We start from the raw sequence: 12,229 nt of genomic DNA, 5'->3' as shown, positions 1-12,229 counted from the left end.
GCTTGCTGGATGAAAAAACTACTGGTTGCTTTCGCCGCCGTGGCTGCGTTTTCCGCCCACGCCGAGACCATTACGGTCGCTGCTTCGCCGGTGCCTCACGCCGAGATCCTCGAATTCGTGAAGCCTGCCCTGGCCAAAGAAGGCGTGGATCTGAAGGTCAAAGTCTTCACCGACTACGTGCAGCCGAACGTACAGGTGGCTGAAAAGCGCCTGGATGCCAACTTCTTCCAGCACCAGCCGTACCTGGATGAATTCAACAAGGCCAAAGGCACTCACCTGGTGAGCGTCGGCGCTGTGCACCTCGAACCTCTGGGCGCTTACTCCAGCAAGTACAAAAAACTGGCCGACCTGCCTGACGGCGCCAACGTGGTGATCCCGAACGACGCCACCAACGGCGGCCGTGCGCTGTTGCTGCTGGCCAAGAACGGCCTGATCACCCTGAAGGACCCGACCAACATCCTGTCGACCATCAAGGACATCACCGGCAACGATAAAAACCTGAAATTCCGCGAACTGGAAGCCGCCACCCTGCCGCGCGTGCTGACCCAGGTCGACCTGGCGCTGATCAACACCAACTACGCCCTGGAAGCCAAGCTGGACCCATCCAAGGATGCCCTGGTGATCGAAGGCAGCGATTCGCCTTACGTGAACATCCTGGTGACCCGCGAAGACAACAAGGATGCGGACGCGGTGAAGAAGCTGGTCGCAGCTCTGCACACGCCTGAAGTGAAGAAATTCATCGAAGAGAAGTACAAAGGCGCGATCAAACCGGCGTTCTGATTTCTCCTGATCTGATCGTTCCCACGCTCCGCGTGGGAACGCCTCTCGTGACGCTCTGCGTCACGCTTGGGGACGCAGAGCGTCCCTAGCTGCATTCCCACGCAGAGCGTGGGAACGATCATCAGGTGCTCACTTGCGCTGCAGCAACCCCGGCAACTGCGCCACCAGTTTCTGGTTGTTCAACGGCGCACGAATAAACCCACGCTGAGTACCATCCGGGCCGATCAGTGCCAGGTTACCGCTGTGGTCGACTGTATAGTTCGGCTTGCTGGTATCCGCCGGAATGAAGGGAATGCTCACCGCATTCGAGACCTTCTGCACATCCTCCACGTTAGCGCCAGTCAGGCCTTGGAACTGTGGGTCGAAGTAACCCAGGTACTGCTTGAGCTGCGCCGGGGTATCGCGGTGTGGATCGACGCTGACCAGGATCACCTGCAACTTGTCCACAGCCTCTTTGGGCAGCTCACTCTTGATCTGGCGAAGCTGGGCGAGGGTGGTCGGGCAGATATCCGGGCAGAAGGTGTAACCGAAAAACAGCAGGCTCCACTTGCCCTTCAACTCATTGACCACCACCGGCTGGCCTTCCTGGTCGGTCATGGTCACCGTTGGCAACTGGCGGCTTTGCGGCAGCAGAATGATGCCAGCGTCGATCAGCGCAGTGGGATCGCCCTGGCCTTTGCCCGAGAGCACTTTGTTGACGGTCAGGCCCATGATCAACGCCACCAGGGCCACGAGGATGAAGACGGTTTTTTGAGTTCGAGTCATAGGTTCAACAATAAGTAGTGGTCTACGAGCAGGGCGATAAACAGCAGCAGCAAGTACCAGATAGAGTACTTGAACGTGTTGATCGCCGCGTGCGGCTGGCTGCCACGGTACAACACCCAGGCCCATTGCAGAAAGCGCGCACCCAATACCAGCGCACAGCCCAGGTAGAGCAGCCCGCTCATGTGGATAACGTAGGGCATCAGGCTCACCGCCAGCAGGGCGAAGGTGTACAGCAGGATATGCACCTTGGTGTAGTGTTCGCCATGGGTGACCGGCAGCATCGGGATGTCGGCCTTGGCGTATTCCTCTTTGCGGTGAATGGCCAGGGCCCAGAAGTGTGGCGGGGTCCAGGCGAAGATGATCAGCACCAGCAGCAAGGGTTCGGCACTCACATGCCCAGTAACAGCCACCCAACCCAACAGCGGCGGCGCCGCACCGGCCAGACCGCCGATGACGATATTCTGCGGCGTTGCTCGCTTGAGAAAGCCGGTATAGATCACCGCATAACCCAGCAGCGAAGCCAAGGTCAGCCACGCCGCCAGCGGGTTGGTGTACGCGAGCAGCAGGGCTAATCCTGCAATAGCCAGGAACAACGCAAACGCTAACGCCGCCATCGGCGAGACACGCCCCTCAGCCATCGGCCGCTTGTGAGTGCGCGCCATCACGGCATCAATTCGTCGGTCGACCACATGGTTCACCGCCGCCGCGCCGCCGGCACACAGGGCAATGCCGAGGTTACCGAACACCAGTACTGTCCAGGGCACCCCGGCGCGGGTGGCGAGGAACATGCCCACCAGCGAAGTAATCAGCATCAGCACCACTACTTTGGGCTTGGTCAGCTCCAGATAGTCACGCCAGATCGCCCGGTCGCGACGTGCGCCGATCACGGTCGCCATGGCAGCTCTCCTTTAAGGGTGATAAGGCCCGACACCTGTTTGCGCGGGATAAAACGCCAGCCGAACAGGCGCGGGTGACGCACCCGAACCAGGCTGGTGCGCGCGTGATAATTGACCAGCACCAGCGTCAACAACAACGCTGCCCCGCCGGCGTTGTGTGCGACCGCCACCGGCAGGGGCAAGCCGAACGCCACATTGCTCAGCCCCAGGCAGATCTGCGCAGCCAGGGCGATCAACAGCAGGCCGGCCAGGCGCGTCATCCCTACTGCTCGCAGTTGCCAAGCCAAACCGAGCAGCACGAGCGTGACCAGCACGGCGCCGATGCGATGCGTCAGGTGGATAGCAGTGCGCGCCTCGCTGTCGAGCTGCCCGCCCAGGTAATTGGGGCCGATGTGCTGGGTCAGGTGAAAGCCATTGGCAAAGTCCGCCGTCGGCCACCATTGGCCATGACAGGTGGGCAAATCGACACAGGCCACCGCCGCGTAGTTGGAACTGACCCAGCCGCCCAGGGCGATCTGCCCGATCACCAGCACCAGGCCCGCCGTCGCCCAATATTGCAGGCGCTTGGGCACGACCAGCGCCGGTAGTACGCCGGACAGCCGCAGGGTCAGCAGAAACAGGAGGCTCAAGGTCGCAAAGCCGCCCAAAAGGTGCCCTGTGACCACTTGCGGCCAGAGCTTCAAGGTCACGGTCCACATGCCAAACGCCGCTTGGGCGAACACCACCGCCAGCAGGAACAGCGGCAGCTTCACGGGCTGGCCCGGATCACGTCGATGACGCCACGAACGCGCCGCCAGCAGCGCGATCAACAGGCCCAGGCTGCCCGCGAAGTAGCGATGGGTCATCTCGGCCCAGCCTTTGTCGGCCTCCACCGGCGTGTCGGGAAAGTGCAACTCGGCATGGGCCAGTTGGGCTTCGCTTTGCGGCACGCTGATAAAGCCATAGCAGCCCGGCCAGTCCGGGCAGCCGAGACCGGCGTGAGTCAGGCGGGTATAGGCGCCGAGCAGCACGACAAACAACGCCAGAAGCGTGGCAAACAGCGCGAGGCGAAATCCAGGCTTGGCCATGAGGGTGCCCTTATCCGATGTTCGACAGTTTCAGCAGCAAGCGCAGGTCGTTGAGCAAGTCCTTGCCCTTGACCTTGGCGTCGTAGCGCAGCACCAGATTGCCGTGGGGGTCGACGATCCACAGTTGCGCATCGCCGGGCGCAGCAGCGTTCCTGGTAAAGGTCGACACATCCAGCGGGTAGCGCTGCAGCTGTGGATATTCGGCCTTGAGCTTGGCCTCGTATTCGCTGCTCAACGGTTGCGCGCCGGCCAGGGCATGGCTAGCACGGGATGCATCCCGGCCAAGGCTGATCTGCAGCTGGCGCGCCAGGTACACCAGTTGCTGGCAATCAGCGGCACAGGCGGCGGGGGCGGTGACCAGCAGTTGCCAGCGCTGTTCATCGGCCTGCACGCCAATGTCGGCGCGGGTCTGGCCGTTGCCGATCAGTTCGCCGTGATAGCTGCGGCTGTCCGGCACCCAGAACTGCAATTTGTACATGAAGGTGGCCAGCGCCATCGGGCCGATCACCATCATCAAGATCAAAATCAGCTGCCAGCGCCCCTTGCGCCGATCAGGCGTGTCAGATGTGCTGGGTGGATTCATGGCCGCTCCCATGGGGCTTCTCCTTTTTGTTATGCCATCCGAGGTAGAGGTAAAGCGCCAGCAACGCCATGGCCATGGCGAACCATTGCACAGCGTAGGCCAGGTGTTTTTCCGGGCCCATGGCGACGACGGGCCAGGTGGTTTCGTAGGTACCGGGGCCCGCTTCGGCACGCAGTTCATAGTCAAAACCGCTGCGCCCCAGTTCGTCCCACAGCGCGGCGGGGTGCAGTGCGGTAAGCAGGCGCGGCCATTGCGTGCTGGCCGGGTCGGCATGCAGTTGGAAGGTCTCGCCGGGGGCGACGTACACCCAGGCGTCGAGGTTCAGCGTCTGTTCAGGAGTAGTAAAGGCGGGCGCGATACGCCGGTCCGGCCAGGGCAGCCAGCCGCGATTGAGCAACAGCCACAGGCCGCTGGCCTGGTCATGAAAAGGTTGCAGCAACTCGACACCGGCCTTGCCGTCACGCATGCGGTTATCCAGCAATACGCTGTGTTCACCATCCAGTTGCCCGCGAAGGTGAACACGACGGAAGGCTGGATCAGCCATGTCATTGAGCTGCGCACTGCTGACCGGCTCGGCGGCGCGGCGCTCGGCATAACGGTCTACCAACAGTTGCTTTTCGTGCCCGCGGGACAATTGCCAAAACCCCAGGCCCACCATCAATGGCAGCAACACCAGTACCACCAGCGTCGGCGCGATGCCCGGACGAAAGCGTTGCATGGCACTGGCTATACTCGATCTCATCGCCCCTCCCCAATTAGCCCGGAGCCAGACCATGCTCAAAGCCGCCATTGCCCTGATGCTGATCGCGACCGTCGTGAGCCTGTTCAGTGGCTTGTTCTTCCTGGTCAAGGACGAGGGCAACTCCAACCGCCTCGTCACTGCCTTGACCGTGCGTGTCACGCTGGCCGTGATCACCGTGGGCTTGATCGCCTGGGGCTTTTTCAGCGGCCAATTGGTCTCTCATGCGCCGTGGTAAGCGGCGTCACAGCACATAGACAAAGAAAAACAGCCCGATCCACACCACGTCCACAAAGTGCCAATACCAACTGGCCGCCTCGAAACCGAACTGGTGCTCGGCATTGAAATGCCCGCGCAGGATGCGCATCAGCATCACAAACAGAATGATGGTGCCGATGGTCACGTGGGCGCCGTGAAAGCCCGTGAGCATGAAGAACGTCGCGCCGTACACGCCTGAACCCAGGGTTAGGCCCAACTCTTTGTAGGCGTGGATGTATTCCTCGGCCTGGAATCCAAGAAACGCCAAGCCCAGCAGCACGGTGATCGCCAGCCAGAGTTTCAGTGCACCACGATGGCCTTTGCGCAGGGCATGGTGGGCAATGGTGATGGTCACGCTGGAACTCACCAGCAGGATGGTGTTCACCAAGGGCAGACCCCAGGGGCTGATGGTGCCTTTGGGCGCTGGGTAGAGCTTGGGATCGGGGTTGTTCAGCAGGGGCCAGGCAAACTCAAAGTTCGGCCACAGCATATGGGCAATGCCCTTGGGCCCTTCGCCCGCCAACCAAGGCCCAGCCCAGACGCGCACGTAGAACAGCGCACCAAAAAAGGCGATGAAGAACATCACCTCCGAAAAGATGAACCAGGTCATGCCCCAGCGGAACGAGCGGTCCATCTGCGCGCTGTACAGCCCGGCGCGACTTTCCTTGATCACCGCGCCAAACCAGCCAAACAGCATGTAGGCCAGCAGCAAACCGCCGACGAAAAAGACCCACGGCCCGTGGGATTCGGGACGCGCGGCCTTCAAGTCGTTGAACCACACGGCCAGGCCATACACGGTGACCAGCAGGCCAATCGTGGCAATTATTGGCCATTTGCTTTGCGCTGGTACGTAGTACGTATCATGAGTCGACATGTATTCGCTCTCCTGATTGAGGGGGCAAACAGTAGCTAGCCCCCGGTCCTGACGGCCACGGGCGGCTGGCGCGCAGTGATATCGAACAGCGTGTACGCCAGGGTCAAATGCTTCACATCCGTGGGCATCGCTCGGTCGACGATGAAACGTACGGGCATCTCAATGCGCTCACCGGGCTGCAACACTTGCTGGGTGAAGCAAAAGCATTCGGTCTTGTGGAAGTACATCGCCGCTTCGGCCGGGGAAATACTGGGTATCGCCTGGGCGGTCATCGGCTTATCAGTGGGGTTGTAGGCCACGAATAGCATCTCGTTGACTGCTCCGGGGTTGACCACAATCTCATCGGCCTTGGAGTGAAATTCCCAGACCATGTCGATGGCGTTGGTGGACAGAAACTGCACCCGCACTTGGCGCGAGGGGTCAACCATTTGCTCACCCTCGTACTGCCCGGCGGTCTTGCCGTTGATGCCGAACGCCTTGCACATCACGTCGTAGATCGGCACGAGGGCGAATCCGAAGGCGAACATTGCCAGCACCAGGATCAGCAGGCGGGTGACCAGGCGCTTGAGCGGTACGGAGTCAGCCATAGCGCCCACCTGGCTTTGGACTTTCTGTGGGAGCTGGCTTGCCTGCGATGAGGATCTCAAAGCCGGTAGATTCAGCGCCTGACATAACGCCATCGCGGGCAAGCCCGCTCCCACAGGGGGAGTATAGGGAGGGCTTCATTTGACCTCCGGCGGAGTGGTGAAGGTGTGATACGGCGCCGGCGAGGGCACGCTCCACTCCAGGCCTTCGGCGCCATCCCACGGTTTGGCCGGCGCAGGCGGGCCGCCACGGATGCACTTGATGACAATGAACAGGAAGAAGATCTGCGTGGCGCCGAACATGAAGGCACCAATGGACGAGACCATATTGAAGTCAGCGAACTGCAGGTTGTAGTCCGGCACCCGGCGCGGCATACCGGCCAGCCCCACAAAGTGCATGGGGAAGAACGCCATGTTCATGCCCACGAAAGACAACCAGAAGTGCAGCTTGCCCAAGGTTTCGTCGTACATGTGGCCGGTCCATTTCGGCAGCCAGTAGTAGGCCGAAGCGAAGATCCCGAAGATCGCGCCGGGCACCAGTACGTAATGGAAATGCGCCACCACAAAGTAGGTGTCGTGGTACTGGAAGTCCGCCGGGGCAATCGCCAGCATCAGCCCGGAGAAGCCGCCGATGGTGAACAGGATCACAAAGGCCACCGCAAACAACATCGGCGTCTCGAACGTCAGTGAGCCTTGCCACATGGTGCTGACCCAGTTGAACACCTTCACGCCCGTAGGCACGGCGATCAGCAAGGTGGCGTACATGAAGAACAGCTCACCCACCAGTGGAATGCCCACCACAAACATGTGGTGCGCCCACACGATGAACGACAGGAACGCGATGCTCGCGGTGGCGTAGACCATCGAGGTGTAGCCGAACAGCGGCTTGCGCGAGAAGGTGGGGATGATCGAGCTGACCGCGCCAAAGGCCGGCAGGATCATGATGTACACCTCGGGATGCCCAAAGAACCAGAACACATGCTGGAACAGCACGGGATCGCCACCACCGGCCGCGCTGAAGAAGCTGGTGCCGAAGTGGATATCCATCAGCATCATGGTCACGCAGCCCGCCAGTACCGGCATCACCGCGATCAGCAGGAACGCGGTGATCAGCCAGGTCCACACGAACAGCGGCATTTTCATCAGGGTCATGCCCGGCGCACGCAGGTTGAGGATGGTGGCGACCACGTTGATCGCGCCCATGATCGAACTGATGCCCATCAGGTGGATGGCAAAGATAAAGAACGTCACGCTTTCCGGGGCATAGGTGGTGGAGAGCGGGGCGTAGAAGGTCCAGCCGAAATTCGGCCCGCCGCCGGGCGTGAACAAGGTGGACACCAGCAGCAGGAACGCCGCCGGCAACAACCAGAAGCTGAAATTGTTCATGCGCGGCAGGGCCATGTCCGGCGCGCCGATCATCAGCGGGATCATCCAGTTGGCCAGGCCGACAAACGCCGGCATCACCGCGCCGAATACCATGATCAACCCGTGCATGGTGGTCATCTGGTTGAAGAACGCCGGCTGCACGATCTGCAGGCCCGGCTGGAACAACTCGGCGCGGATCACCATGGCGAACGAGCCGCCGAGCAGGAACATGGTGAAGGCGAACCACAGATACATGGTGCCGATGTCTTTGTGGTTGGTGGTCAGCACCCAGCGCATCAGGCCCTTGGCGGGGCCGTGGGCGTGGTCGGTATGACCATGGTCGATCACAGTGCTCATGGCCGTTCTCCTGCAAGCGAGTGAGCGGGACGATTCAGGGCATTGGCAATGAAAGTCGTCATTTGCTTTCCGCCTGTTTCAGAGCCAGCACGTCTTTGGGCGTGACCATGTCGCCTTTGTTATTGCCCCAGGCGTTACGCTCATAGGTCACCACAGCGGCGATATCCACTTCCGAGAGCTGCTTGCCGAAAGCTGCCATCGCGGTGCCGGGCTTGCCGTGATACACGATGCTCAGATGGTCTTTGGCCGGCCCGGTGGCGATTTTCGAACCCTTGAGCGCCGGGAACATCGGTGGCAAGCCTTGGCCCTCAGCCTGGTGACAGGCCACGCAAGTGGTGTGATAGACCTTGTCGCCACGGGCCACCAGTTCGTCCAGCGTCCACTCCTTGGAGGTCAGCTCCTTGAGCTTGGCGGCCTCTTCCTTGCGCTCGCCCAGCCAGGTGTCGTAGTCGGTCTTGGACTTGACCTCCACCACGATGGGCATGAAGCCATGGTCCTTGCCACACAGTTCGGCGCACTGACCACGGTAGATGCCGGGCTTCTCGACGCGGGTCCAGGCCTCGTTGACGAAGCCAGGGATAGCATCGCGCTTGACCGCAAAGGCCGGCACCCACCAGGAGTGGATCACATCGGCGGCGGTAACGAGAAAGCGCACCTTGGCGCCCACCGGCAATACCAGCGGCTGGTCGACTTCCAACAGGTAGTGCTCGCCCTTGGTGGCCTGGTTATGGATCTGCTCGGCGGGTGTGGCCAAGTTGCTGAAGAACTCCACATCCTGGCCCAGGTATTTGTAGTGCCACTTCCACTGATAGCCGGTGACCTGGATATCGATATCCGACTCACTGCTGTCGTAGATGTTGATCAGGGTCTTGGTGGCCGGAATGGCCATGGCCACCAGGATCAGCAAGGGCACCACGGTCCAGAGGATTTCCACGGTGGTACTTTCGTGGAACTTCGCCGCTACCTGGCCCGTAGACCGGCGGTGCAGGATCATCGACCAGAACATCGCGCCAAACACGACGATGCCGATCACCACACAGATCCAGAAAATGGTCATGTGCAGGTCAAACACAGCGTGGCTGACTTCAGTAGCCCCTGGCGCCATATTCGTAGTCCAGGCGGCGTTCGCCTGGCCGAATACCGACCACAACAGGAGGCCCATCCAAACGTATGGATGTCGCGTCATTGCGGGTTCCCCTTTATGTTTCTTGTTATCCCGCCGGTTTGCACCTGCGGCGAAGGGAGCGGCTTCCATACTGCTTACAACCGCCAAGCCTTGCCTGCGTCATGCAGTTGGGCGTCATCAGCTAATTGCGTACAAAACCGAGTATAGACAGCCGTAGCAACCCCGCAATGTGTGGGGGCAAATCAATAGAAACAGACAGACGGAGCCCGTAAAATGGGCGGCGGAATCGTTTATCCGACGAACGATGGCATTTCGATATAACCCCTGCCTATAACCATGAAATAATTATGACAAATGCGTCTTAGGCGCTCGTATAAACGAACTACCTTATCTTCTCCCTTTTCCTACGCCTGCTTCACTGGAGCCTTCATGAACACCGCCGCATTGCGCGAGCAGATTTCCCGTGCCCATCAACACGAAGCCAGCACCGGCCAGCTCGTCAGCCAGCTGAAGAAACAAGTGCCGCACCTGCATTCGTCCATCGCCTTGGCTGACGGTGATCGCAATATGGTCATGACCCGTTTTGTGACCGCTTACATCGATCTGGTTCCTGATTTGCTCGACGCCGCCAATGACGTGGCCCGTGAGGCCGGGATTGAAAGCCAGATCAAACCGGTACTGAAAATCGCTGAACATTTTTTCCTGCAGCCGCCAGCGATTCTGGCCGGACACGACGGCCTTGATGGCCTGCTGGATGAGGCCTACCTGGCGCATCGCCTGGTCGAAGAAGTGAACGATCTGTATATCAAGCATTTTGGCCAGCCGCTGATTCCAGCGGATACCACCGTGGCCAACGTGATCGCCCATCAACTGATCGGTGAAGACTTCGCCAACCAATTGGATGAAGCCGTGCACCTGGCGGTGGATGAGATGCTTAACGAGGAAAGCTTTGCGCTGGAATCGGTCGAGGCCTATCGCGAACAGCTCAAGAGCCCGCAGACCGAAGCGTCCTGGAAGCGCTGGCCATGCCTGTCGCGCCAGCTTGGGGTTGAGCTGTCGCTGGATCAGCAGGCATAAATCGCAGATCCAACAGGGGAGCTGGACAAGCTTTTTGTAGGAGCGAGCTTGCTCGCGAAAAACTCACAGACGCCGCGTTTATTCAGCAAGCACGCGTTATCGTTAGCGTTTCTCGCGAGCAAGCTCGCTCCTACAAAGAACAGTGACACCCAGAGTTTGGGGGGGTGTTCAGGCAGGCGCTGAGCCGATCCCCACTGTCGTTCTCACCCGACCTTCCAGCCGACGCTTCAAACCGCGAGCCTCGATCACCAACGTCGAGCCCTTGGCCGCATTGGCCCGGCCCCATTCTTCCAGCAACTCCAGGCAAGAGTGGTCGATGTAACTCAAGTTGCTCAACGGCACATGCAGGGTGGTCCCCGCAGGTACCGCCGACAACACTTGAGTCAACGCCGGCACCTTCAGAAAGGTCGCCGCCCCCGTCAAACGCAGCTCCATCTCACCTTCCTGGGGCAGGTCGATCAGACTGACTTTCAGGCGCGACGCCTTGAACGCCAGCTTCACCAATGTAAGCCCAAACCCCACCAGCACACCGGTCAGCAAATCGGTGAAGATGATTGCCAGTGCCGTGGCCGCATAGGTGAACATCGGCATCCGCCCATAGCGGCCCAGCGCCTTGAACGCCTTGATGTCTACCAACTTGATGCCGGTGTACACCAGCACACCCGCCAGGCTCGCGACCGGAATGCTCTGCAGCACGCTCGACAGCAAGAGCACGAAACCCAACAGCCATAGGCCATGGAACATCGCCGACAGACGCGTGGTTGCCCCGGCCTGGACGTTAGCCGAGCTGCGCACGATCACGCCGGTCATTGGCAAAGCGCCAACCAGACCGCAGAGCATGTTGCCCACCCCTTGGGCCGACAATTCCTTATCGAAATCCGAACGTTGACCACTGTGCATGCGGTCCACCGCTGCGGCAGACAGCAGGGTTTCGGCACTGGCAATAAACGCCACGGCGAATGCCGCGATCAGCAACTGTGGATCCGCCAGGTTCAGCAAGTCGCTGGGGCGCAGCCAGTCGATAGCGTCCGCAAGGTTTTCCGGGACTTCCACGCGCTTGACCTGCAACGCCAGCACCAGGCTGGCAACAGTCGCCAGGCCCACGCCAAGCAACGCGCCAGGCACAAACCGCAGTTGTTGCGGGCGGAATTTGTCCCACAGGTACATCACCAACATCGTCGACAAACCAAGTACGCCAGCCTGCCAGCCGAGCCCGCCGCCGAAGGTAGGAATTGCTGCAGCCAGCGCTGCCGGGAATCCTGCGAGGTTATCCAGCCCTGAAGGCTTGGGCGCGCCGTCGAGCATCACATGAACCTGCGACAGCACGATCAACACGCCAATCCCGGCCAACATGCCGTAGACCACCGCCGGCGCGGTGACGCGAAACCAGCAGCCCAGGCGCAAACGCCCGGCAACCAATTGCAGGAAACCGGCCAGCAACAGGATCGGCCCCAGCATCAGCATGCCGTGCTGGCGCACCAGCTCGAACACCAGCACCGCCAGACCCGCCGCCGGGCCGCTGACTTGCAGCGGCGAGCCGGCCAACCAGCCCACCACCAGGCCGCCGATGATGCCAGTGATCAGGCCCTTGGCCGGCGGCATGCCGGACGCAATCGCGATGCCCATGCACAGTGGCAAGGCGACCAGAAAAACAACCACCGAGGCGAGCAGCTCCCGTGGCAATACAGCTTTCAATTGAGCAGCACGCATGATGACTCTCCCGAGGCATTCGCCGGGCGCGGTAAAGCCTGGCTGCAT

The 12,229-nt window shown here is 60.6% G+C and carries 13 protein-coding genes; 3 read left to right on the top strand and 10 right to left on the bottom strand.

Features of this window, described 5'->3' with window-relative positions:
* The first annotated feature begins 9 nt into the window (after positions 1 to 9).
* Positions 10 to 780 carry a MetQ/NlpA family ABC transporter substrate-binding protein gene (locus tag ACP7CZ_RS22270; RefSeq protein ID WP_003187353.1) on the top strand — a complete coding sequence of 257 codons (771 nt, stop codon included), beginning with the start codon at positions 10 to 12 and terminating at the stop codon, positions 778 to 780.
* Between the two features lie 129 nt (positions 781 to 909).
* Here the strand turns inward: ACP7CZ_RS22270 and ACP7CZ_RS22265 are convergent, their stop codons facing one another.
* The 5 genes from ACP7CZ_RS22265 to ACP7CZ_RS22245 are packed head-to-tail and all read right to left on the bottom strand — an operon-like array spanning position 910 to position 4,833.
* Positions 910 to 1,545 carry an SCO family protein gene (locus tag ACP7CZ_RS22265; RefSeq protein WP_054897237.1) on the bottom strand — a complete coding sequence of 212 codons (636 nt, stop codon included), beginning with the start codon at positions 1,543 to 1,545 and terminating at the stop codon, positions 910 to 912.
* Positions 1,542 to 2,441 (bottom strand): heme o synthase, encoded by a 900-nt coding sequence (gene cyoE / locus ACP7CZ_RS22260; RefSeq protein WP_054920928.1) that lies wholly within the window; start codon positions 2,439 to 2,441, stop codon positions 1,542 to 1,544. Before cyoE ends, ACP7CZ_RS22265 begins: the two co-directional genes overlap by 4 nt.
* Positions 2,429 to 3,508 (bottom strand): COX15/CtaA family protein, encoded by a 1,080-nt coding sequence (locus ACP7CZ_RS22255; RefSeq protein ID WP_186527007.1) that lies wholly within the window; start codon positions 3,506 to 3,508, stop codon positions 2,429 to 2,431. Before ACP7CZ_RS22255 ends, cyoE begins: the two co-directional genes overlap by 13 nt.
* A gap of 10 nt (positions 3,509 to 3,518) precedes the next feature.
* Positions 3,519 to 4,103, bottom strand: coding sequence for a hypothetical protein (locus ACP7CZ_RS22250; protein WP_096142995.1), 585 nt, complete (start codon positions 4,101 to 4,103; stop codon positions 3,519 to 3,521).
* Complete coding sequence (locus ACP7CZ_RS22245) at positions 4,069 to 4,833, bottom strand: SURF1 family protein (protein ID WP_054897241.1); 765 nt, start codon at positions 4,831 to 4,833, stop codon at positions 4,069 to 4,071. Before ACP7CZ_RS22245 ends, ACP7CZ_RS22250 begins: the two co-directional genes overlap by 35 nt.
* Positions 4,834 to 4,864: 31 nt before the next feature.
* Between ACP7CZ_RS22245 and ACP7CZ_RS22240 the strand changes: the two genes are divergently transcribed.
* The gene (locus ACP7CZ_RS22240) at positions 4,865 to 5,068 is read left to right on the top strand and encodes a twin transmembrane helix small protein (protein WP_003187345.1); all 204 of its coding nucleotides are present in this window, start codon (positions 4,865 to 4,867) and stop codon (positions 5,066 to 5,068) included.
* Positions 5,069 to 5,074: 6 nt separating this feature from the next.
* Here ACP7CZ_RS22240 and ACP7CZ_RS22235 read toward each other — a convergent pair whose 3' ends face one another.
* The 4 genes from ACP7CZ_RS22235 to coxB form a co-directional block, all read right to left on the bottom strand.
* Entirely contained in the window at positions 5,075 to 5,962 is an 888-nt protein-coding gene (locus ACP7CZ_RS22235; RefSeq protein ID WP_105225290.1) for a cytochrome c oxidase subunit 3, read from the bottom strand.
* Positions 5,963 to 5,997: 35 nt separating this feature from the next.
* Positions 5,998 to 6,549: a cytochrome c oxidase assembly protein gene (locus ACP7CZ_RS22230; protein WP_054920935.1), complete on the bottom strand. Its 552-nt coding sequence runs from the start codon at positions 6,547 to 6,549 to the stop codon at positions 5,998 to 6,000.
* A gap of 135 nt (positions 6,550 to 6,684) precedes the next feature.
* A complete protein-coding gene (gene ctaD / locus ACP7CZ_RS22225; protein ID WP_096142996.1) occupies positions 6,685 to 8,268 on the bottom strand; it encodes a cytochrome c oxidase subunit I in 1,584 nt (527 codons plus the stop codon).
* Positions 8,269 to 8,326: 58 nt separating this feature from the next.
* Positions 8,327 to 9,454 carry a cytochrome c oxidase subunit II gene (gene coxB, locus ACP7CZ_RS22220; protein WP_259284839.1) on the bottom strand — a complete coding sequence of 376 codons (1,128 nt, stop codon included), beginning with the start codon at positions 9,452 to 9,454 and terminating at the stop codon, positions 8,327 to 8,329.
* Positions 9,455 to 9,823: 369 nt separating this feature from the next.
* Here coxB and ACP7CZ_RS22215 point away from each other — a divergent pair, with 369 nt between their 5' ends.
* Positions 9,824 to 10,471 (top strand): hypothetical protein, encoded by a 648-nt coding sequence (locus ACP7CZ_RS22215; RefSeq protein ID WP_294191083.1) that lies wholly within the window; start codon positions 9,824 to 9,826, stop codon positions 10,469 to 10,471.
* 168 nt (positions 10,472 to 10,639) lie between these two features.
* On the opposite strand, the gene ACP7CZ_RS22210 is transcribed toward ACP7CZ_RS22215, so the two are convergent.
* Positions 10,640 to 12,181: a SulP family inorganic anion transporter gene (locus ACP7CZ_RS22210; protein ID WP_034129222.1), complete on the bottom strand. Its 1,542-nt coding sequence runs from the start codon at positions 12,179 to 12,181 to the stop codon at positions 10,640 to 10,642.
* Positions 12,182 to 12,229 lie beyond the last annotated feature (48 nt).

This window comes from Pseudomonas sp. DWP2-2, assembly GCF_049897065.1.
In the GTDB taxonomy this organism is placed as follows: Bacteria; Pseudomonadota; Gammaproteobacteria; order Pseudomonadales; family Pseudomonadaceae; genus Aquipseudomonas; species Aquipseudomonas paracarnis.
The sequence above is the reverse complement of the archived record's forward strand: the minus strand, read 5'-3'. Positions and strand labels throughout refer to the sequence as shown.